Source organism: Streptomyces sp. NPDC047453, assembly GCF_040643155.1.
GTDB lineage: Bacteria > Actinomycetota > Actinomycetes > Streptomycetales > Streptomycetaceae > Streptomyces.
The window spans coordinates 1-21,305 of record NZ_JBEYTS010000070.1 but is presented as its reverse complement, the minus strand read 5'-3'; the positions used below and the strand labels follow the sequence as shown (position 1 = coordinate 21,305).

At 71.1% G+C, this 21,305-nt stretch carries 18 protein-coding genes; 17 read left to right on the top strand and 1 reads right to left on the bottom strand.

From position 1 onward, the window contains the following. The first annotated feature begins 4 nt into the window (after nucleotides 1-4). From murF to ABZ818_RS34870, 12 genes are all read left to right on the top strand, one after another. Nucleotides 5-1,420 (top strand): UDP-N-acetylmuramoyl-tripeptide--D-alanyl-D-alanine ligase, encoded by a 1,416-nt coding sequence (murF, locus tag ABZ818_RS34925; RefSeq protein ID WP_361423840.1) that lies wholly within the window; start codon nucleotides 5-7, stop codon nucleotides 1,418-1,420. Then, nucleotides 1,420-2,490 (top strand): phospho-N-acetylmuramoyl-pentapeptide-transferase, encoded by a 1,071-nt coding sequence (gene mraY, locus ABZ818_RS34920; RefSeq protein ID WP_361423873.1) that lies wholly within the window; start codon nucleotides 1,420-1,422, stop codon nucleotides 2,488-2,490. The genes murF and mraY overlap by 1 nt, the downstream gene beginning before the upstream one ends. Beyond that, on the top strand, nucleotides 2,472-3,890 hold the full coding sequence (gene murD, locus ABZ818_RS34915; protein WP_361423836.1) for a UDP-N-acetylmuramoyl-L-alanine--D-glutamate ligase: 1,419 nt from the start codon (nucleotides 2,472-2,474) through the stop codon (nucleotides 3,888-3,890). The genes mraY and murD overlap by 19 nt, the downstream gene beginning before the upstream one ends. Nucleotides 3,891-3,986: 96 nt before the next feature. Next, complete coding sequence (ftsW, locus tag ABZ818_RS34910; protein ID WP_361423833.1) at nucleotides 3,987-5,372, top strand: putative lipid II flippase FtsW; 1,386 nt, start codon at nucleotides 3,987-3,989, stop codon at nucleotides 5,370-5,372. 6 nt (nucleotides 5,373-5,378) lie between these two features. Further along, nucleotides 5,379-6,467, top strand: coding sequence for an undecaprenyldiphospho-muramoylpentapeptide beta-N-acetylglucosaminyltransferase (murG, locus tag ABZ818_RS34905; RefSeq protein ID WP_361423830.1), 1,089 nt, complete (start codon nucleotides 5,379-5,381; stop codon nucleotides 6,465-6,467). A 28-nt stretch (nucleotides 6,468-6,495) separates the two neighbouring features. Then, nucleotides 6,496-7,293 carry an FtsQ-type POTRA domain-containing protein gene (locus ABZ818_RS34900; RefSeq protein ID WP_361423827.1) on the top strand — a complete coding sequence of 266 codons (798 nt, stop codon included), beginning with the start codon at nucleotides 6,496-6,498 and terminating at the stop codon, nucleotides 7,291-7,293. Nucleotides 7,294-7,571: 278 nt separating this feature from the next. After that, nucleotides 7,572-8,783, top strand: coding sequence for a cell division protein FtsZ (ftsZ, locus tag ABZ818_RS34895; RefSeq protein ID WP_225074279.1), 1,212 nt, complete (start codon nucleotides 7,572-7,574; stop codon nucleotides 8,781-8,783). Continuing rightward, nucleotides 8,780-9,508, top strand: coding sequence for a peptidoglycan editing factor PgeF (pgeF, locus tag ABZ818_RS34890; protein WP_361423824.1), 729 nt, complete (start codon nucleotides 8,780-8,782; stop codon nucleotides 9,506-9,508). Before ftsZ ends, pgeF begins: the two co-directional genes overlap by 4 nt. A 6-nt stretch (nucleotides 9,509-9,514) precedes the next feature. Continuing rightward, entirely contained in the window at nucleotides 9,515-10,234 is a 720-nt protein-coding gene (locus ABZ818_RS34885; protein WP_361423821.1) for a YggS family pyridoxal phosphate-dependent enzyme, read from the top strand. Between the two features lie 127 nt (nucleotides 10,235-10,361). After that, nucleotides 10,362-11,003, top strand: a complete 642-nt coding sequence (gene sepF / locus ABZ818_RS34880; RefSeq protein ID WP_361423818.1) for a cell division protein SepF — start codon at nucleotides 10,362-10,364, stop codon at nucleotides 11,001-11,003. Between the two features lie 51 nt (nucleotides 11,004-11,054). Further along, on the top strand, nucleotides 11,055-11,345 hold the full coding sequence (locus ABZ818_RS34875) for a YggT family protein (protein ID WP_361423815.1): 291 nt from the start codon (nucleotides 11,055-11,057) through the stop codon (nucleotides 11,343-11,345). Nucleotides 11,346-11,397: 52 nt separating this feature from the next. Beyond that, nucleotides 11,398-12,588: a DivIVA domain-containing protein gene (locus tag ABZ818_RS34870; RefSeq protein WP_361423812.1), complete on the top strand. Its 1,191-nt coding sequence runs from the start codon at nucleotides 11,398-11,400 to the stop codon at nucleotides 12,586-12,588. Between the two features lie 222 nt (nucleotides 12,589-12,810). Here ABZ818_RS34870 and ileS read toward each other — a convergent pair whose 3' ends face one another. Further along, nucleotides 12,811-15,951 (bottom strand): isoleucine--tRNA ligase, encoded by a 3,141-nt coding sequence (gene ileS / locus ABZ818_RS34865; protein WP_361423809.1) that lies wholly within the window; start codon nucleotides 15,949-15,951, stop codon nucleotides 12,811-12,813. A 575-nt stretch (nucleotides 15,952-16,526) separates the two neighbouring features. On the opposite strand from ileS, the gene ABZ818_RS34860 reads away from it, so the two are divergent. The 5 genes from ABZ818_RS34860 to ABZ818_RS34840 all read left to right on the top strand — a co-directional run. Further along, the gene (locus ABZ818_RS34860; RefSeq protein ID WP_361423807.1) at nucleotides 16,527-18,305 is read left to right on the top strand and encodes a TraR/DksA C4-type zinc finger protein; all 1,779 of its coding nucleotides are present in this window, start codon (nucleotides 16,527-16,529) and stop codon (nucleotides 18,303-18,305) included. Between the two features lie 61 nt (nucleotides 18,306-18,366). Continuing rightward, the gene (gene lspA, locus ABZ818_RS34855) at nucleotides 18,367-19,080 is read left to right on the top strand and encodes a signal peptidase II (RefSeq protein ID WP_361423804.1); all 714 of its coding nucleotides are present in this window, start codon (nucleotides 18,367-18,369) and stop codon (nucleotides 19,078-19,080) included. A 42-nt stretch (nucleotides 19,081-19,122) separates the two neighbouring features. Continuing rightward, nucleotides 19,123-20,067, top strand: a complete 945-nt coding sequence (locus ABZ818_RS34850; RefSeq protein ID WP_361423801.1) for an RluA family pseudouridine synthase — start codon at nucleotides 19,123-19,125, stop codon at nucleotides 20,065-20,067. Next, nucleotides 20,064-20,531 carry a GNAT family N-acetyltransferase gene (locus ABZ818_RS34845; RefSeq protein ID WP_361423798.1) on the top strand — a complete coding sequence of 156 codons (468 nt, stop codon included), beginning with the start codon at nucleotides 20,064-20,066 and terminating at the stop codon, nucleotides 20,529-20,531. The genes ABZ818_RS34850 and ABZ818_RS34845 overlap by 4 nt, the downstream gene beginning before the upstream one ends. An 88-nt stretch (nucleotides 20,532-20,619) precedes the next feature. Next, the coding region (locus ABZ818_RS34840) for a cation:proton antiporter (protein WP_361423795.1) at nucleotides 20,620-21,305 on the top strand (686 nt) is incomplete at its 3' end.

Here is a 21,305-nt window from a genome sequence, read left to right as displayed (position 1 = left end):
ACTTGTGATCGCCCTCTCCCTCGCCGAGATCGCAGCAGTCGTCGGCGGGCAGACCTACGACATACCGGATCCGTCCGCGGAGGTCACCGGGCCCGTGGTCCGGGACTCCCGCGAGGTGGTGCCCGGCAGCCTCTTCGTCGCCTTCGTCGGCGAGCGCGTGGACGGCCACGACTTCGCCGCGGCCGTCGTCGAGGCGGGCGCGGCCGCCGTGCTGGCGTCCCGCCCGGTCGGCGTGCCCGCGATCGTCGTCGAGGACGTGCAGGCCGCGCTCGGCGCCCTCGCCCGCCACGTCGTCGAACGGCTGGGCGCGACCCTCGTCGCCCTCACCGGCTCCGCGGGCAAGACCAGCACCAAGGACCTCATCGCCCAGGTGCTGCGGCGCGAGGCGCCGACCGTGTTCACGCCCGGCTCCCTCAACAACGAGATCGGGCTGCCGCTGACCGCGCTGAGCGCCACCGAGGAGACGAGGTTCCTCGTGCTGGAGATGGGCGCCCGCGGTGTCGGCCACATCCGCTACCTGACCGAACTGACCCCGCCGAAGGTCGGCCTGGTGCTCAACGTCGGCACCGCCCACATCGGCGAGTTCGGCGGCCGTGAGCAGATCGCCCAGGCGAAGGGCGAGTTGGTGGAGAGCCTGCCGGCGGCCGAGGACGGCGGAACCGCGATCCTCAACGCCGACGACCCGTTGGTACGGGCCATGGCCTCCCGTACGAAGGCGAAGGTGATCCTTTTCGGAGAGTCCGGCGAAGCGGACGTACGCGCCGAGAACGTGAGACTCACGGACAGCGGGCAGCCCGCCTTCAGGCTTCACACACCCTCCGGTGCAAGCGATGTGACGATGCGCCTGTACGGTGAGCATCACGTGTCGAACGCGCTCGCCGCGGCCGCCGTCGCGCATGAGCTGGGCATGTCCGTAACTGAGATCGCCACCGCGCTCTCCGAGGCGGGCTCCCTCTCCCGCTGGCGGATGGAGGTCACCGAGCGCCCGGACGGCGTGACGGTCGTCAACGACGCCTACAACGCCAACCCCGAGTCCATGCGGGCCGCTCTGCGCGCGCTCGCGGCCATGGGCGGGGGACGGCGGACCTGGGCGGTGCTCGGCAAGATGGCCGAGCTCGGGGACGAGGCGCTCGCCGAGCACGACGCGGTCGGACGGCTCGCCGTCCGGCTCAACGTCAGCAAGCTCGTCGCGGTCGGGGGCAGGGAAGCGTCCTGGCTGCAACTGGGCGCATATAACGAGGGTTCGTGGGGTGAGGAGTCGGTGCACGTGTCCGACGCACAGGCGGCGATCGACCTGTTGCGCAGCGAGTTGCGCCCGGGGGACGTCGTCCTCGTGAAGGCGTCCCGTTCGGTCGGCCTCGAGAGCGTCGCCCAGGCGTTGCTCGAGACCGGTGCCGAGGGTGAGGTCGCCGCCCGATGATGAAGCAGATCCTGTTCGCGGGCGTCATCGGCCTCTTCCTGACGCTGGTCGGCACCCCGTTGCTGATCAAGCTCCTGGCCCGGAAGGGCTACGGGCAGTACATCCGCGACGACGGCCCGCGCGAGCACGCCAGCAAGCGCGGTACGCCGACCATGGGTGGCATCGCCTTCATCCTGGCCACGGTCGCCGCCTACTTCCTGTCCAAGGTGATCACCGGCTACACCCCGACCTACTCGGGTCTGCTGGTGCTCGGCCTGATGGTCGGCATGGGCCTGGTCGGATTCCTCGACGACTACATCAAGATCGTCAAGCGCCGTTCGCTGGGTCTGCGCGCCAAGGCGAAGATGACCGGCCAGCTGATCGTCGGCATCGCCTTCGCGGTGCTCGCGCTGCAGTTCTCCGACAACCGCGGCAACACCCCCGCCTCCACGAAGCTGTCGTTCATCACCGACTTCGGCTGGACGATCGGCCCGGTGCTGTTCGTGATCTGGGCGCTGTTCATGATCCTCGCGATGTCGAACGGCGTGAACCTCACCGACGGTCTGGACGGTCTGGCCACCGGCGCCTCCGTGCTCGTCTTCGGCGCCTACACGTTCATCGGCGTCTGGCAGTTCCAGGAGTCCTGCGCCAACGCGCAGACCCTGACCAACCCCAACGCCTGTTACGAGGTCCGCGATCCGCTCGACCTCGCGGTCGTGGCCTCCGCGCTGATGGGCGCCTGCCTGGGCTTCCTGTGGTGGAACACCTCGCCCGCCAAGATCTTCATGGGCGACACCGGTTCGCTCGCGCTCGGCGGTGTGCTCGCGGGCCTGGCGATCTGCTCCCGCACCGAGCTGCTGCTCGCGCTGCTGGGCGGTCTGTTCGTGCTCATCACCATGTCGGTGGTCATCCAGGTCGGCTCCTTCCGGCTCACCGGGAAGCGGGTCTTCCGGATGGCGCCTCTCCAGCACCACTTCGAACTCAAAGGCTGGTCCGAAGTGCTCGTCGTGGTCCGTTTCTGGATCATTCAGGGCATCTGTGTGATTGTCGGACTGGGCCTCTTCTATGCGGGATGGGCAGCGGACAAGTGACCGACTGGCAGGGTAGGAACGTCACCGTCGCGGGACTCGGCGTCTCCGGTGTCCCGGCGGCCAAGGTCCTGCACGGTCTCGGCGCGCGCGTCACCGTCGTCAACGACGGCGACGACGAGCGCGCCCGGACCCAGGCGGCCGAGCTGGAGGCGCTCGGCGTGACCGTGCGCCTCGGTGACGGCGACACCCTGCCGGAGGGCACCGAGCTGATCGTCACCGCGCCCGGCTGGCGGCCGGACAAGCCGCTCTTCCGCGCCGCCGGGCAGGCCGGCGTACCCGTCTGGGGGGACGTCGAACTCGCCTGGCGGCTGCGCGGCCCCGACGCCGCCCCGTGGCTCGCCGTGACCGGCACCAACGGCAAGACCACCACCGTGCAGATGCTCGCCTCCATCCTGAGGGCGGCGGGCCTGCGCACGGCGGCCGTCGGCAACATCGGCGTCTCCCTGCTGGACGCCGTCCTCGGCGAGGAGCGCTACGACGTCCTTGCGGTGGAGCTGTCGAGCTACCAGCTGCACTGGGCGCCCTCGCTGCGCGCCCACTCCGCCGCCGTCCTCAACCTCGCCCCCGACCACCTCGACTGGCACGGCTCCATGGAGGCCTACGCCGCCGACAAGGGCCGTATCTACGAGGGCAACCGCGTCGCCTGCGTCTACAACGCCGCCGACAAGGCCACCGAGGACCTGGTGCGCGAGGCGGACGTCGAGGAGGGCTGCCGCGCCGTCGGGTTCACGCTCGGCACCCCCGGCCCCTCCCAACTCGGCGTCGTGGACGGCATCCTCGTCGACCGCGCCTTCGTCGAGAACCGGCACAAGAACGCCCAGGAGCTGGCCGAGGTCTCCGACGTCCACCCGCCCGCCCCGCACAACATCGCCAACGCCCTCGCCGCTGCGGCCCTGGCACGCGCCTTCGGCGTCCCGGCGCAGGCCGTCCGGGACGGCCTGCGGGCCTTCACCCCGGACGCCCACCGCATCGCGCACGTGGCCGACGTGGACGGCGTGGCCTACGTCGACGACTCCAAGGCCACCAACACCCACGCGGCTCAGGCCTCGTTGGCGGCGTACGAGTCGATCGTGTGGATCGCGGGCGGTCTGGCGAAGGGCGCGACCTTCGACGAGCTCGTCGCGAACTCGGCGAAGCGGCTGCGCGGTGCCGTCCTCATCGGAGCCGATCGCGCGCTCATCCGTGACGCCCTCGCGCGACACGCCCCGGAGGTACCCGTCGTCGACCTCGACCGGACCGACACTGGGGCGATGCTCCAGGCCGTCCAGGAGGCGCGGCGGCTCGCACGGCCCGGCGACACGGTACTGCTGGCCCCGGCCTGCGCCTCCATGGACATGTTCGCCAACTACAACAGGCGCGGCGAGGCGTTCGCGGAGGCCGTATCCGGACTCGGCGCCTGATCCCGGCCGCCCGCGCTGCCGGGCGACCTCGGGAGGGAGGCGTGGGACCCGTGAGCCGAGCCGGACTTGCGCGGCCGACGTACAGCGGAGGACCCGATGCCCGGTAGTCCCGGCAGCAGCCGTACCGGTCGCCCGCCCGTGCAGCGGACCGTCAAGCGCCCGACGGCCGACCGGACCCCCGGCCGGCGCTCCGCGGCGCGCCTGATCGATCGCGCGCGCAAGGCCTGGGACCGGCCGCTGACCGCCTACTACCTGATCCTCGGCGCCAGTCTGCTGCTCACCGTGCTGGGGCTGGTGATGGTCTACTCGGCCTCCCAGATCACCGCGCTGCAGAAGGCACTGCCGGGCTCGTACTTCTTCCGCAAGCAGCTGCTCGCGGCCGCGATCGGCGCCGGGCTGCTGCTGCTCGCCGCCCGGATGCCGGTCAGGCTGCACCGGGCGCTGGCCTACCCGATCCTGGCGGGCGCGGTGGCCCTGATGGCGCTGGTGCAGGTGCCGGGGATAGGGATGGCGGTCAACGGCAACCAGAACTGGATCGCGCTCGGCGGCTCCTTCCAGATCCAGCCCAGCGAGATCGGCAAGCTGGCGCTGGTGCTGTGGGGTGCCGACCTGATCGCGCGCAAACAGGACAAGCGGCTGCTGACCCAGTGGAAGCACATGCTGGTGCCCCTCGTCCCGGTCGCCTTCATGCTGCTCGGGCTGATCATGCTCGGCGGCGACATGGGGACCGCGATCATCCTCACCGCGATCCTGTTCGGCCTGCTGTGGCTGGCGGGGGCGCCCACCCGGCTCTTCGTGGGGGTGCTGTCGTTCGCCGGTGTGATCGGCTTCCTGCTGATCCAGATGAGCCCCAACCGCCTCGGCCGGTTCGCCTGCATCGGCTCCAGCGACGCGACCAAGTGCTGGCAGGCGGTGCACGGCATCTACGCCCTGGCCTCCGGCGGACTGTTCGGATCCGGACTCGGTGCCAGCTTGGAGAAATGGGGCCAACTCCCCGAAGCCCACACCGACTTCATCTTCGCCGTCACCGGCGAGGAACTGGGCCTCGGGGGGACGCTGTCGGTGCTCGCCCTGTTCGCCGCTCTAGGCTATGCGGGCATCCGCGTGGCCGGACGCACGGAGGACCCCTTCGTGAGGTATGCCGCGGGAGGCGTGACCACCTGGATCACCGCGCAGGCGGTGATCAACATCGGTGCGGTGCTCGGTCTGCTGCCGATCGCCGGCGTCCCGCTCCCGCTGTTCTCCTACGGAGGATCCGCCCTGCTGCCGACCATGTTCGCCATCGGGCTGCTGATCGCCTTCGCGCGTGACGAGCCCGCTGCGCGGGCGGCGCTTGCCATGCGGCAACCTCGCTTTGGTAGAAAGCGGGCAGGAGGCTCCGCGCCCGGCCGGAGATCCGACCGCGGATCCGGTCGCGAGCCTCGGAGATGGAACACGATGCGACGGCGTGCCTCGGCGGCGCGTCCGTCCGGAGAGCGGTGAATTTCGGTGCATGTCGTACTCGCCGGCGGAGGTACCGCGGGCCACATCGAGCCCGCGCTCGCCCTCGCGGACGCCCTGCGCAGGCAGGACCCGACCGTGGGGATCACGGCCCTGGGCACGGAGCGCGGCCTGGAGACCCGGCTCGTCCCCGAGCGGGGCTACGAGCTCGCGCTCATCCCGGCGGTGCCGCTGCCGCGCAAGCCCACCCCCGAGCTGATCACCGTCCCGGGCCGGCTGCGCGGCACGATCAAGGCGGCCGAGCAGATCCTGGAGCGGACCAAGGCGGACGCCGTGGTCGGATTCGGCGGCTACGTCGCCCTGCCCGGCTACCTGGCCGCCAAGCGGCTCGGTGTGCCCATCGTCATCCACGAGGCCAACGCCCGCCCGGGCCTGGCCAACAAGATCGGTTCGCGGTACGCCGCGCAGGTCGCCGTCTCCACGCCCGACAGCAAGCTGCGCGGCGCCCGTTACATCGGTATCCCGCTGCGCCGCGCCATCGCCACCCTGGACCGGGCGGCCGTGCGCCCCGAGGCCCGTGCGGCGTTCGGGCTCGACCCGAACCTGCCCACGCTGCTGGTCTCCGGCGGCTCCCAGGGCGCCCGCCGGCTCAACGAGGTGGTCCAGCAGGTCGCGCCCTGGATGCAGCAGGCGGGCATCCAGATCCTGCACGTGGTCGGCCCGAAGAATGAACTGCCCCAGGTGCAGCAGATGCCGGGAATGCCGCCCTACATCCCGGTAAGTTACCTTGATCGGATGGACCTCGCGTACGCCGCGGCCGACATGATGCTCTGCCGCGCCGGCGCGATGACCGTCGCCGAACTCTCCGCCGTCGGGCTCCCGGCCGCCTACGTCCCGCTGCCCATCGGCAACGGTGAACAGCGGCTGAACGCCCAGCCGGTGGTCAAGGCCGGCGGCGGACTGCTGGTCGACGACGCGGAACTCACCCCCGAGTGGGTGCAGCAGAACCTCCTGCCCGTGCTCGCCGATCCGCACCGGCTGTACCAGATGTCCCGCGCCGCCGGGGAGTTCGGCCGCCGGGACGCCGACGAGCTGCTCGTCGGCATGGTGTACGAGGCCATCGCCTCGCACCGTTAGGACCGTATGCACGAAAGGGCTTGAGAGCGTGGCCGGACCGGCGACCGCTGAGCGCGGTGAACGTCAGCAGGAGTCGTCGTCCGGCCCGCCTCTGGTCCACCGGCTGAGGCGGATGAGCCCTCGTACGATCGTCATCCTTTCGCTGGCCCTGATCTGCCTGGGCGCCGGCTCCTTGTGGGTGCTGTACGGCTCGCAGTGGACGCGCGTGGAGCACGTATCCGTCTCCGGCACCACGGTTCTGACGCCCGCCCAGGTGAGCGCGGCGGCCAGGGTGCGGCTCGGAACGCAGTTGATTTCCGTCGACACCGATGCGGTCGAGGCCCGACTGCGCCGTGAATTGCCCCGAATTGACTCGGTTGACGTGGTGCGCTCGTGGCCGCACGGAATCGGGTTGAAAGTCGTCGAGCGCACTCCGGTCATGGTGGAGGAAAAGGGCGGAAAGTTCGTCGAAGTGGACGCGAAGGGTGTCCGGTTCGCCACGGTTTCGCAGGCGCCGAAAGGCGTGCCCCTGCTGGAATTGTCGCTTTCCCGCTCGAGTACGGCCGCCGCGAGCCTGCGGCGCCTCGGCGAGGCCCGGCTGGTGCGCGAGGCCGTCGCGGTCGCCGGGCGGATTCCCACCGCGGTGGCCCATGAGACCCGGGTCGTCAAGGTCCGTACCTACGACGACATCTCGCTGGAGTTGAGCGGTGGCCGCACCGTCGCCTGGGGCAGCAGCGAGAACGGCCGGCTGAAGGCCCGTACCCTGACCGCGCTGATGAAAGCGGCGCCCGGAGCACGGCACTTCGACGTCCGGGTTCCCACCGCCCCGGCGTCTTCGGGGAGTTGACGCACATCAGTGCAGGCCAACACCCTGGTTGAGCGCCGCTATGGCTGATCACATAGGGTGAAAAGAAAAACGGGAGGTTCGGCGTGTTCGTTGAACGGGCGCCACTTGTCGACTTAGTGTCCTGTTCCGAAGACTTCAAGGAACAGACACACTGGTAACCCTAAACTTCAGGGTTAGGGTTCGGGTCGGCGTTCGGACCGTCCCATTCGGCATCAGTCGTCGGATCGCGGCAGGACCGCGAGGCGGCGACACGTAACTCGAGGCGAGAGGCCTTCGACGTGGCAGCACCGCAGAACTACCTCGCAGTCATCAAAGTCATCGGTGTCGGCGGCGGTGGTGTCAATGCCATCAACCGGATGATCGAGGTCGGTCTCAAGGGCGTCGAGTTCATCGCCATCAACACCGACGCACAGGCGCTGTTGATGAGCGACGCCGACGTCAAGCTCGATGTCGGCCGCGAACTCACGCGCGGACTCGGCGCCGGGGCCAACCCGGCCGTCGGCCGCAAGGCCGCCGAGGACCACCGTGAGGAGATCGAGGAGGTCCTCAAGGGGGCCGACATGGTCTTCGTGACGGCCGGTGAGGGTGGCGGCACCGGTACCGGCGGAGCGCCCGTCGTGGCCAACATCGCGCGCTCGCTGGGTGCCCTCACCATCGGTGTGGTCACGCGCCCGTTCACCTTCGAGGGGCGGCGCCGGGCGAACCAGGCCGAGGACGGTATCGCCGAGCTCCGCGAAGAGGTCGACACCCTCATCGTCATCCCCAACGACCGGCTGCTGTCCATCTCGGACCGCCAGGTCAGCGTGCTCGACGCGTTCAAGTCCGCGGACCAGGTGCTGCTGTCCGGTGTGCAGGGCATCACCGACCTGATCACCACCCCCGGCCTGATCAACCTCGACTTCGCCGACGTCAAGTCGGTCATGTCCGAGGCCGGCTCGGCGCTCATGGGCATCGGCTCGGCCCGCGGTGACGACCGTGCGGTGGCCGCGGCCGAGATGGCGATCTCCTCCCCGCTCCTCGAGGCCTCCATCGACGGCGCCCGGGGCGTGCTCCTGTCCATCTCCGGCGGTTCGGACCTCGGTCTGTTCGAGATCAACGAGGCCGCCCAGCTGGTCAGCGAGGCAGCGCACCCCGAGGCCAACATCATTTTCGGCGCGGTCATCGACGACGCCCTCGGCGACGAGGTCCGGGTCACCGTGATCGCGGCCGGCTTCGACGGCGGCCAGCCGCCGGCCCGCCGGGACAACGTCCTCGGCTCGTCGTCCACCCCGCCCCCGGCCCGCCGCGAGGAGCCGGCCCCGGTGCGCCAGCCCGAGAGCCGCCCGACCTTCGGCTCGCTCGGCAGCGTGACGCCGAAGGAGGAGCCGGAGCCCGTCGCCCCCGAGCCGGTGCAGGACCTGCCGCCCGTGACCCCGCCCATCACGCCGTCGCCGCGCAGCTACTCCGACAGCGCGGCCGAGGAGCTGGACGTACCGGACTTCCTCAAGTGATAGGTCGGCACGACACCGGGAGCGGCGCGCACTTCGCCTTCACCGACCGGTGGGGCGGGGTGAGCGCCGTTCCGTTCGAGGAGCTCAATCTCGGCGGCGCGGTCGGCGACGACCCCGGCGCGGTACGCGCCAACCGCGAACTGGCCGCCAAGTCCCTCGGACTCGACCCGGACCGGGTCGTCTGGATGAACCAGGTGCACGGCAACGACATCGCCGAGGTCGACGGGCCGTGGACCACGCGGCTCACCCCGCCGGTCGACGGCCTGGTGACCGCGACCCGCGGGCTCGCCCTCGCCGTGCTCACCGCCGACTGCGTTCCGGTTCTGCTCGCCGACCCGGTCGCCGGTGTGGTCGCCGCGGTCCACGCCGGGCGGCCGGGCATGGTCAAGGGGGTCGTCCCGGCCGCGGTCGACGCGATGGAGTCGCTCGGCGCCCGGCCCGACCGCATCACCGCCCGCACCGGACCTGCCGTGTGCGGCCGGTGCTACGAGGTGCCGGAGGCGATGCGCGCCGAGGTCGCCGCCGTCGAGCCGGCGGCGCACTCCGAGACGAGTTGGGGTACACCGGCCGTCGACGTGAGCGCCGGCGTGCACGCGCAGCTCGAGCGCCTCGGGGTGCACGACCGGGAGCAGTCGCCGGTGTGCACGCGGGAATCGGGCGATCACTTCTCGTACCGCCGCGACGCCACCACCGGTCGGCTCGCGGGCTATGTCTGGCTGGACTGATGGGGCATGACGGACCGTAGGAACGAACTCGCCGCGAACCTGGCGAAGGTGGAGCGGCGTATCGCCGCCGCGTGCGCGGCCGCGGGCCGGGCGCGGGAGGAGGTGACCCTCATCGTGGTCACCAAGACGTATCCGGCCTCGGATGTGCGGATCCTGTCGGAACTCGGTGTGCGACACACCGCCGAGAACCGGGACCAGGAGGCGGCGCCCAAGGCCGCCGAGTGTGCTGATTTGCCCCTGACGTGGCATTTTGTTGGTCAACTTCAGACCAATAAAGTGCGATCCGTGGTCGGTTACGCCGATGTCGTACAGTCGCTCGACCGTTCCCGGCTTGTCACCGCGCTCTCCAGGGAGGCCGTGCGGGCGGAGCGCGAGGTGGGCTGCCTCATCCAGGTGGCGCTGGACGCGGGAGAGAGCGGACGCGGGGAGCGAGGAGGCGTCGGGCCCGGCGGAATCGAAGAGTTGGCCGACCTCGTCGCCCGCTCCGAAGCGCTGCGGCTCGACGGTCTGATGACCGTCGCCCCGCTGACCGGGGAGTACGCCGGCCGGCAACAGGCCGCGTTCGAGCGCCTCATGGATTTGTCGACCGACCTGCGCGCGGCCCATCCGGCTGCCACCATGGTCTCGGCAGGGATGAGTGGGGACCTCGAGCAGGCCGTGGCCGCCGGTGCGACACATGTGCGCGTCGGCAGCGCGGTACTCGGAGTCCGCCCCAGGCTCGGGTAACGTCGCCAAGAAGTCGGACCACAGCAGAAAATATGGTCAATATCGCCCAACGGGGCGCAACGACCTCGTGGATCGCGGGCACTTGGCGGTCGTCAGCGGATCCACCACAGAGCGGAGGACTCAGAGCATGGCCGGCGCGATGCGCAAGATGGCGGTCTACCTCGGCCTCGTGGAGGACGATGGGTACGACGGCCGGGGATTCGACCCCGATGACGACTTCGAACCCGAGCTGGACCCGGAACCCGAGCGGGACCGCCGACGGCACGACCCACCGCACCAGTCGCATGGGGCGCATCAGCCCCAAAGGGATGAACCGGTGCGAGTGGTGCAGCCTCCGGCGCCCCGCGAACCGGTGTCGCATTCCGCTTCGCTCCCGGCGGAATCCGGGCGTCCGGCGCGCATCGCGCCCGTGGCATCCATCACACAAGACCGCGCAAGCCTGGAGAAGAACGCACCGGTGATCATGCCCAAGGTCGTGTCGGAACGAGAGCCGTACCGGATCACCACACTTCACCCCCGGACCTACAACGAGGCCCGTACCATCGGGGAACACTTCCGTGAGGGCACTCCGGTGATCATGAATCTGACTGAGATGGATGACACAGATGCGAAGCGACTTGTCGACTTTGCCGCCGGTTTGGTGTTTGGTCTTCACGGCAGTATCGAGCGGGTGACGCAGAAGGTGTTCCTGTTGTCGCCTGCTAACGTCGATGTCACGGCGGAGGACAAGGCCCGCATCGCAGAGGGCGGGTTCTTCAACCAGAGCTGAGACGCACCACCGTAGAACTGGCACGGAACAGGGGAGAGGGAAGCACCGATCATGCGTGTGGCCATGGAGGTTCTTTACATCGCGCTGATGGTGTTCCTCATCGTGCTGATCTTTCGGCTGGTCATGGACTATGTGTTCCAGTTCGCCCGCTCATGGCAACCCGGCAAGGCGATGGTGGTCGTTCTGGAGGCCACCTACACTGTCACGGATCCACCGCTGAAGCTTCTGCGGCGGTTCATCCCGCCGCTGCGTCTCGGGGGCGTGGCGCTCGACCTGTCCTTCTTCGTACTGATGATCATCGTCTACATCCTGATCTCCATCGTGGGGAACCTCGCGAGGTGACTGTGGACGATACGGTCTTGCCGACTGCCGATGACTACGTTGAGGTGAAGAGATGCCGTTGACCCCCGAGGACGTGCGGAACAAGCAGTTCACGACCGTCCGCCTCCGAGAAGGCTATGACGAGGACGAGGTCGATGCCTTCCTCGACGAGGTCGAAGCCGAGCTGACCCGACTGCTCCGTGAGAACGAGGACCTGCGCGCCAAACTGGCCGCGGCCACGCGCGCTGCTGCCCAGAACCAGCAGAACATGCGCAAGCCTCCGGAGGACCAGCAACCACCGCATCCTCAGCAGCAGGGCATGCGAGGGCCGGGCGCTCCTGTGCCCGCCGGGATATCGGGCCCGCCGCAGCAGCAGATGGGTGGCCCCATGGGTGGTCCGCCCCAGCTGCCCAGCGGTGCTCCGCAGCTGCCTGCCGGCCCGGGGGGCCAGGGACCCCAGGGTCCCGGTCCCGGCCCCGGCCAGATGGGTCCCGGACCGATGGGTCAGGGTCCTATGGGCCAGGGTCAGATGCCGGGTCAGATGCAGGGCCAGATGGGTCCCGGCCCGATGGGCGGCGGCCCCGGCCCGATGGGCGGCGGCCCCGGTCCGATGGGTGGCGGCCCCGGTCCCATGGGCGGCCCCGGCCCGATGGGTCAGGGTCCCGGTGGCGACAGCGCCGCGCGCGTCCTGTCGCTGGCCCAGCAGACCGCCGACCAGGCGATCGCCGAGGCCCGTTCCGAGGCCAACAAGATCGTCGGCGAGGCGCGTTCGCGTGCCGAGGGTCTGGAGCGTGACGCCCGTGCCAAGGCCGACGCCCTGGAGCGGGACGCGCAGGAGAAGCACCGCGTCGCGATGGGCTCCCTGGAGTCCGCCCGCGCCACGCTGGAGCGCAAGGTCGAGGACCTGCGCGGCTTCGAGCGCGAGTACCGCACGCGCCTGAAGTCGTACCTGGAGTCGCAGCTGCGTCAGCTGGAGACCCAGGCCGACGACTCCCTCGCCCCGCCGCGCACGCCTGCGGCCCCGTCCCTCCCGCCGTCCCCGGCGCCCTCCATGGCCCCGGCCGGCGCGAGCGCCCCGTCGTACGGCGGCGGCCAGCCGATGGGCGGTGCGCCCGGCCCGTCCGGTCCGTCCTACGGCGGTCAGCAGCAGATGGCCCCGGCGATGACCCAGCCGATGGCCCCGGTGCGTCCGCAGGGTCCGGCCCCGATGGGTCAGGCGCCCTCGCCCATGCGCGGCTTCCTGATCGACGAGGACGACAACTGAGGGAACCCTGAAGGGTTCTGGTGACTAGGCGTCGGCAGCCTGAGAGAACGGCCCCGGAGGGACATCCCTCCGGGGCCGTTCTCGTATGCCGGGGCCGCGTGCCCGCTACTCCACCGGGGGCCACGCCCCGTCAAGCAGCGCGGGGAGCCCGCCGGTTCGTGGCCGGGCGGGCTCCCCGCCGGGACGGCGGACGGGCGCCCTCGGGCGTCGTCCCCCGGTGGGTCATGCCTTGCGGAGGCGGAAGACCAGGGACAGGCCCTCGTCGGTGAAGGCGTCGCCGTAGGTGGTGTCCGCCTCGCCCTGGGCGAAGTCCGTCGCCAGGACCTCCTCGGCGATCAGCGACGCGTGCTCGCTCAGGGCGGCGATGGTCGCCGGGTCCGTCGCGGTCCAGCGCAGCGCGATCCGGTCGGCCACGTCGAGGCCGCTGTTCTTGCGGGCCTCCTGGATCAGCCGGATCGCGTCCCGGGCCAGGCCCGCACGGCGCAACTCCTCCGTGATCTCCAGGTCCAGGGCGACCGTGGCGCCGGAGTCGGACGCCACCGACCAGCCCTCGCGCGGGGTCTCGGTGATGATCACCTCGTCCGGTGCGAGCGTCACCGTCTCGCCGTCGACCTCCACCGACGCCGTGCCCTCGCGCAGCGCGAGCGACAGCGCCGCCGCGTCCGCGCCCGCGATGGCCTTGGCGACGTCCTGCACCCGCTTGCCGAACCGCTTGCCCAGCGCACGGAAGTTGGCCTTGGCGGTGGTGTCCACCAGGGACCCGCCGACCTCGCTCAGCGACGCCAGGGAGGAGACGTTCAGCTCTTCCGTGATCTGCGTGTGCAGCTCCCGGTCCAGGGACTCGAAGCCGGCCGCCGCGACCAGCGCCCGGGACAGCGGCTGGCGGGTCTTGACGCCCGACTCCGCGCGCGTGGCTCGGCCCAGCTCCACCAGGCGGCGCACCAGCACCATCTGCTTCGACAGCTCCGGGTCGATCGCCGGCAGGTCCGGCTCCGGCCAGGTGGCCAGGTGCACCGACTCCGGGGCGCTCGGGGTCACCGGCACGACCAGGTCCTGCCAGACCCGCTCGGCGATGAACGGGGTGATCGGCGCCATCAGCCTGGTCACCGTCTCCAGCACCTCGTGCAGCGTGCGCAGCGCGGCCTTGTCGCCCTGCCAGAACCGGCGGCGCGAGCGGCGGACGTACCAGTTCGACAGGTCGTCGACGAACGCCGACAGCAGCTTGCCGGCGCGCTGGGTGTCGTACGCCTCCAGGGCCTGCGTGACCTGGTCGGTCAGCGCGTGCAGCTCACTGAGCAGCCAGCGGTCGAGCAGCGGGCGGTCGGCCGGGGCCGGGTCGGCCCCGGTGGGTGCCCAGGCGGACGTGCGGGCGTACAGGGCCTGGAAGGCGACCGTGTTCCAGTAGGTCAGCAGCGTCTTGCGGACGACCTCCTGGATGGTGCCGTGGCCCACCCGGCGGGCCGCCCACGGCGAGCCGCCGGCCGCCATGAACCAGCGCACCGCGTCCGCGCCGTGCTGGTCCATGAGCGGGATCGGCTGGAGGATGTTGCCCAGGTGCTTGGACATCTTCCGGCCGTCCTCGGCGAGGATGTGACCGAGGCACACGACGTTCTCGTACGACGACTTGTCGAAGACCAGCGTGCCGACCGCCATCAGGGTGTAGAACCAGCCGCGGGTCTGGTCGATCGCCTCGGAGATGAACTGCGCCGGGTACCGGCTCTCGAACAGCTCCTTGTTCTTGTACGGGTAGCCCCACTGCGCGAACGGCATCGAACCTGAGTCGTACCAGGCGTCGATGACCTCGGGCACGCGCGTGGCCGTCTTCTCGCACTGCGGGCACGGGAAGACGACGTCGTCGATGAACGGGCGGTGCGGGTCGAGGCCCGACTGGTCGGTGCCGGTCAGCCCGGTCAGCTCCGCGCGGGAGCCGACACAGGTGAGGTGGCCGTCCTCGCAGCGCCAGATGGGCAGCGGGGTGCCCCAGTAGCGGTTGCGGGACAGCGCCCAGTCGATGTTGTTGTCCAGCCAGTCGCCGTACCGGCCGTGCTTGACGCTCGAAGGGAACCAGTTGGTCTTCTCGTTCTCCTCGAGCAGCCGGTCCTTGATCGCGGTGGTGCGGATGTACCAGGACGGCTGCGCGTAGTACAGCAGCGCGGTGTGGCAGCGCCAGCAGTGCGGGTAGCTGTGCTCGTACGGCACGTGCCTGAAGAGCAGGCCGCGGTCGCCGAGGTCCTCGGTGAGCTTCTCGTCCGCCTTCTTGAAGAACACGCCGCCGACCAGCGGGACGTCCTCCTCGAACGTGCCGTCCGGGCGGACGGGGTTGACCACCGGCAGGCCGTAGGACCGGCAGACCTTCAGGTCGTCCTCACCGAAGGCGGGGGACTGGTGGACCAGACCCGTGCCGTCCTCGGTGGTGACGTACTCGGCGTTGACCACGTAGTGCGCCGGCTCCGTGAACTCCACGAGCTCGAACGGGCGTTGGTACGTCCAGCGCTCCATCTCGGCGCCGGTGAAGGTCTCGCCCGTGGTCTCCCAGCCCTCGCCGAGCGCCTTGCCGACGAGCGGTTCGGCGACGACGAGCTTCTCTTCACCGTTCGTCGCGACGACGTAGGTCACCTCGGGGTGCGCGGCGACCGCCGTGTTGGACACCAGGGTCCAGGGGGTCGTCGTCCACACCAGGAGCGAGGCCCGGCCGGCGAGCGGACCGGAGGTGAGCGGGAAGCGGACGTAGACGGAGGGGTCGACGACCGTCTCGTAGCCCTGGGCCAGCTCGTGGTCCGACAGGCCCGTGCCGCAGCGTGGGCACCAGGGGGCGACCCGGTGGTCCTGGACCAGCAGGCCCTTGTTGAAGATCTCCTTCAGCGACCACCAGACGGACTCGATGTACTCGGGCTCCATGGTGACGTACGCCTCGTCGAGGTCGACCCAGTAGCCCATCCGGGTGGTCAGCTCGGAGAACGCGTCGGTATGGCGGAGCACGGACGCGCGGCACTTGTCGTTGAACTCGGCGATGCCGTACGCCTCGATGTCCTTCTTGCCGCTGAAGCCGAGCTCCTTCTCGACCGCCAGCTCCACCGGGAGGCCGTGGCAGTCCCAGCCGGCCTTGCGGGCCACGTGGTAGCCGCGCATGGTGCGGAAGCGGGGGAAGACGTCCTTGAAGACGCGTGCCTCGATGTGGTGGGCGCCCGGCATGCCGTTGGCGGTGGGCGGGCCCTCGTAGAACACCCACTCGGGGCGACCCTCGGACTGCTCCAGGCTCTTGGCGAAGATCTTCTGCTCACGCCAGAAGTCGAGCACGGCGTGCTCGAGGGCGGGCAGGTCGACCTGCGCGGGCACCTGGCGGTACTGCGGCTGCGTATTCAACGAGCTTCCTCCGGCGGATGTGCTGCCTTCCGTCGGAGGGACGAGAGCCTTTGAGCTGTCCACGCCGTGTGCGGCGCGCTCCCGCGGTACCACCCTCCTTGGCTCACCGGTGCGCCGTACGCTCCGACGAGCCCCCTCATTGGGGTCGCGATACCGGTTCTACCGGCCCCTGGCTCCGTGCTGGGGCGTTCTTCCGGCGGCTCCGGGGTGATCTTCACGTCGCGCTCGCCCCCGGGCTCACACCGTCCCCGGGTCGCTCTGGGCTGCTGACGCCGCTACTCGTCCCCATCCACGCTTTTCGCTCCGCCCAGTGTACGGCGCCCCGGCGACCGGGGCCGACCCGATTTCCGCCGCGGGGGTGACCCGGATGGCGCGACGGTGCCGTTCGGATCGTAGGACGTGCCGCTGGTCGGATTACGCGGCGGCGAGCTGGGCACAACGCATGCATGCCGGCAGCGCGATCCGCGCGAGGCGGGCGAATCGGGCGGCGTGCCCCGTTGCCGCGGGACTCGAGTCGATTTATCGTCCCAGCACGATTCGCGAGCAAGATCACAATATGTGAAGGGGCCGCGGCCATGGTGGCGAAGAAGACCGCCGAGCAGTCGGCGTCCGGCAGGTCTCGGGGCACCATCCCCGATGCCGTCGGCGGCGCGGCCAGGAAGACCACCCGAGCGGCGGCCAGGGCATCAGGCACGGCCGCGAAGGAGGCGGTGGCCATGAAGGACAGGGTCACGCCGAAGCAGACGGCCAAGGCCGGACCGGCGACGGGACGCGGGCGCAGGGGCCCGACGGCCAGGGCGAACACGGCCAAGCCGGCCGCGGCCATGCCGGGCCGGTCCCGGCCGGCCGGGACCGGGGCGGCCGGGGAGGAACCGGCTGCCGCGAGGTCGGGCGAGGAGCGGAAGGACACCGCGCCGGAGTCCGTGGGGGAGAGGCCGGCGGCGCTTCCGGAATCCGACCAGGCGGCTCCCGCGAAGAGCGCGCGGAAGGCGACGGCGAAGAGGTCGGCCGCGAAGAAGCCCGTGGCGGGCAAGGCCCCGCCGGAGGCGGCGCCTGGGAAGCGGCCCGCCGCCGAGGAGCCCGGCTCCAAGGGCGCCGCGGCGAAGAAGTCCCCGAGCAAGCGGGCCACGGCGAGGAAGACCGCCGCCGAAGCCCCGGACGTGAGGGAGAAGGCCGCCGAGGGCCTCGGCGCGTCGGAAGCCGCCGGCAGGGGCGCCCATGCCGGCCGGACGGCCATGAAGAAGGCACCCGCCGAGCGGCCGGGTGCCGAGGAGACGACCGCTGGGCGTGCCGTGGGCGGGCACGCAGGCGGCGGGAGCGCGCGTGCCCACGGCGCTGCCGCTGAGAAGGCGGATGCCCGCAAGGCGGATGCCCGCAAGGCGGGCGGAAAGGGCTCTCACGGGAAGGCGGTCGCCGTCGGCGGGGATGCGGCTGCCGGGGAGGTGGGCGCGCTGGAGCGGTCCGTCGGTGACGGGGCCGGTGCCGGCAAGGGGTCGGTGCAGGAGACGGTCGGGGCGGAGGTTGATGGCCGGAGCGCCGCTGCCCACGGCGTTGCCGCCGGGAAGGCGGGTGGAAAGGGCTCTCACGGGAGGGCGGCGGCCGGGGAGGTGGATGCGCGGGAGCGGTCCGTTGGTGACGGGGCCGGTGTCGGTGCGGGCTCGGCGGGGGCGGGCAGTCGGAGGAAGGCCGGCAGGAGGGCGACCGCGGGGACGGTTCCCGACCGGGGCGGCGGGGCGGATACGGAGGCCCAGGGAGATGGGGACGGTGCGGGTCGCGTGGCGGCTCCTGGTGTCTCCGGGACGGGTGGGGGCAGAAAGAGGACGGCCAAGAAGGTGGGCGCGGCGCGGGCCGCGAAGCAGACGGGAGCCACGACAGTGGTTGCGAAGAAGACTCCTGGCACGGCCGCGGCGGCGAAGACCGCCGTGCCCAAGGCGCGCATCGCCGCGGCGGTGGAACCGGGCGACCTCCCGGTGCGCCCCGGTGAGGATCCCTGGACGCCGGAGGAGGTCTCGGAGGCCCGCGCGGAGCTGGAGTCCGAGATGGAGCGGCTGAGCACCGAGATCACCTCGTCCGAGGAGTCCCTCGCGGGCCTGATGCGGGACTCCGGCGACGGCGCGGGCGACGACGAGGCGGACACCGGCAGCAAGAACATCACGCGCGAGCACGAGATGGCACTGGCCGCCAACGCGCGCGAGATGCTCACCCAGACCGAGCGCGCCCTGCAACGGCTCGACACGGGCACCTACGGCCTGTGCGAGAACTGCGGCGACCCCATCGGGAAGGCCCGCATGCAGGCCTTCCCGCGCGCCACCCTGTGCGTGACGTGCAAGCAGAAGCAGGAACGCCGGTACTGAACCGGGTGCGAGGCGTGCCGTAGTCTCGTCCTCAGTCAGGTACCTAGGTCAAGGGACTCACGTGGCAGAGGCGGAGCGCATCATCGGTACGCCGGACACTCCGGACGCGGCGGGAGCGGGGCGGCAGCGCCCCGGAGGTAACGCCGGGCGGGGCGGCCCGTCCGGCGCCGAAGGGGCACAGGCCCCGGCGGGCGGGCCCGGCACCGACGGCACGGCGGCGGGCGCGGACGGGACGAGCGGGACGCCGGCCGGCGCGGACGGACGGGCATCCGCCGCCGAGCGGCCCCGCGGCCGGCGCCGGATCGCCGTGCTGTTCACGGTCGCCGCCATCGCCTACGCCCTCGATCTGGCCAGCAAGATGCTCGTGGTGGCCAAGCTGGAGCACCGCCCGCCGATCCAGCTCATCGGCGACTGGCTGCAACTGGAGGCGATCCGCAACGCGGGCGCGGCCTTCGGCTTCGGCGAGGCCTTCACCGTGATCTTCACGGTCATCGCGGCCGCCGTGATCGTGGTGATCACCCGCCTCGCGCGCAAGCTCTACAGCGTGCCCTGGGCCATCGCGCTCGGCCTGCTGCTCGGCGGTGCCCTGGGCAACCTCACCGACCGCCTCTTCCGCGCGCCGGGCGTCTTCGAGGGCGCCGTCGTCGACTTCATCTCGCCCAAGCACTTCGCCGTGTTCAACCTCGCCGACTCGGCGATCGTGTGCGGCGGCTTCCTGATCGTGCTGCTCTCCTTCCGCGGCCTGGACCCGGACGGAACCGTCCACAAGGACTGAGCCCGGGACGGGAGCGCCGGACCGGTCCGGCATACTCGACGGGTGAGCACGCTTCCCGAGATCCGTACCCTGCCCGTGCCCGAAGGCCTGGAGGGCGAGCGCGTCGACGCCGCCATCTCCCGGATGTTCGGCTTCTCCCGTACGAAGGCGGCGGAACTGGCCGCCGCGGGCAAGGTGCTGGTCGACGGCATGGTGGCCGGCAAGTCCGAGCGGGTGCGCGGCGGTGCCTGGCTCGAGGTCGAGATGCCGCAGGCACCCGCACCCGTGCAGGTGGTCGCCGAGCCGGTCGAGGGCATGGAGATCGTGCACGACGACGATGACGTGGTCGTGATCGTCAAGCCGGTCGGCGTCGCCGCGCACCCCAGCCCCGGCTGGTCGGGCCCGACCGTGATCGGCGGCCTCGCGGCGGCCGGCTACCGCATCTCCACCTCCGGCGCCGCCGAGCGCCAGGGCATCGTGCACCGCCTCGACGTCGGCACCTCGGGCCTGATGGTGGTCGCCAAGTCCGAGTACGCGTACACGTCGCTCAAGCGCCAGTTCAAGGAGCGCACGGTCGACAAGCGCTACCACACCCTGGTCCAGGGCCACCCCGACCCGACCAGCGGCACCATCGACGCGCCCATCGGCCGGCACCCGAACCACGACTACAAGTGGGCGGTCACCGCCGACGGCAAGCCCTCCGTCACGCACTACGACCTGATCGAGGCGTTCCGCGCCGCCTCCCTGCTCGACGTCAAGCTGGAGACCGGGCGCACCCACCAGATCCGTGTCCACATGGCCGCCCACCGCCACCCCTGCGTCGGCGACCTGACCTACGGCGCCGACCCCACCCTCGCCAAGCGGCTGAGGCTGACCCGCCAGTGGCTGCACGCGGTGCGGCTCGGCTTCGAGCACCCCGGCGACGGCCAGTGGGTGGAGTTCGCCAGCGACTACCCCGAGGACCTCCAGAAGGCCCTGGACCAGGTCCGCGAGGAGACGTACGCATGAGCCTGCCGTACGAGGTGCGTGTCGCCGAGGACCCCGCCGACCGCGAGGCCTGCTTCGTGGTGCGCAAGGAGGTCTTCGTCGTGGAGCAGGGCGTTCCGCAGGACATCGAGTACGACGAGTACGACGCCCTCGCCGTGCACGTGCTGGCGGTCCGCGAGGACGGCGTGCCGCTCGGCACCGGGCGGCTGCTGTACGGCGCGGAGGCCGCCGCGAAGACCGGCGGCGACCCGGCGGTCGGCTCACTGGGGCGGCTCGCCGTCACCGGGGACGCGCGCGGGCTGGGCGTCGGCGCGGCCCTGGTGCGCGCCATCGAGGACGCGGCACGCGCGCGCGGCCTCTCGGCGGTGGACCTGCACGCGCAGAGCCACGCGCTCGGCTTCTACGAGCGGCTGGGATACGAGGCGTACGGACCGGAGTTCCCCGACGCGGGCATCCCGCACCGGGCGATGCGGCGCGCCCTGTAGTCCACGGGCGCGAAGCGGCCGGTGAGCGGGGTGGCGTGGCAGGCTTGAAGCCTGTCGTGTGAACGTCCGACGTCCCGGAGCGCTGAGCGTGGATCAGCTGACCCTGCTGTTCGTCGTGTTGCTGGGGGCCGTGATCAGCGTCCCGGTCGGCGACCGGTTCGGGCTGCCCGCGCCGGTCCTGATGACCCTGCTCGGGATCGTCCTCGCGGTGCTCGGCTTCGTGCCGAACGTCGACATCCCGCCCGTGCTGATCCTGCCCACCCTGCTGCCGCCGCTGCTCTACGCCGCCGTACGGCGTACCTCCTGGCGGCAGTTCACGGCGCACAAACGGCCGATCTTCCTGCTGGCCGTGGCGCTGGTGTTCGTCACCACCTTCTGCGTCGCCTTCGTCTCGCACGCCATCGTGCCGGGGCTGTCCGTCGCCGCCGCCGTGGCCCTGGGCGCGCTGGTCGCGCCGCCGGACCCGGTCGCGGCGACCGCGGTGGCCGGGCAGCTCGGGCTGCCGCGCCGCCTGGTGTCGATCCTGGAGGGCGAGGGGCTGTTCAACGACGTCACGGCCATCGTCCTCTACCACGTGGCGATCGCCGCCGCCGTCAGCGGGGAGTTCTCGGCCTGGCAGGCCGGGCTGGACCTGGTGCTGTCCGCGGTGGTGGCGGTGGCCGTGGGCCTGGCCCTCGGCTGGGGCACGAACAAGGTGCTGGACCTGCTGGGGGACCCGACTCTGCAGATCGGGCTGACGCTGCTCGTGCCATACGCCTCCTACGTGCTGGCCGA

Bases quoted from the DNA above. Each gene is read 5' to 3' on its own strand.
- ABZ818_RS34885 (WP_361423821.1), top strand. From the start codon at position 9,515: ATGACGGACCGTAGGAACGAACTCGCCGCGAACCTGGCGAAGGTGGAG.
- ftsW (WP_361423833.1), top strand. From the start codon at position 3,987: ATGCCCGGTAGTCCCGGCAGCAGCCGTACCGGTCGCCCGCCCGTGCAG.
- murD (WP_361423836.1), top strand. From the start codon at position 2,472: ATGGGCAGCGGACAAGTGACCGACTGGCAGGGTAGGAACGTCACCGTC.
- mraY (WP_361423873.1), top strand. From the start codon at position 1,420: ATGAAGCAGATCCTGTTCGCGGGCGTCATCGGCCTCTTCCTGACGCTG.
- ABZ818_RS34845 (WP_361423798.1), top strand. From the start codon at position 20,064: ATGAGCCTGCCGTACGAGGTGCGTGTCGCCGAGGACCCCGCCGACCGC.
- sepF (WP_361423818.1), top strand. From the start codon at position 10,362: ATGGCCGGCGCGATGCGCAAGATGGCGGTCTACCTCGGCCTCGTGGAG.
- ABZ818_RS34860 (WP_361423807.1), top strand. From the start codon at position 16,527: ATGGTGGCGAAGAAGACCGCCGAGCAGTCGGCGTCCGGCAGGTCTCGG.
- ABZ818_RS34875 (WP_361423815.1), top strand. From the start codon at position 11,055: ATGCGTGTGGCCATGGAGGTTCTTTACATCGCGCTGATGGTGTTCCTC.
- ABZ818_RS34870 (WP_361423812.1), top strand. From the start codon at position 11,398: ATGCCGTTGACCCCCGAGGACGTGCGGAACAAGCAGTTCACGACCGTC.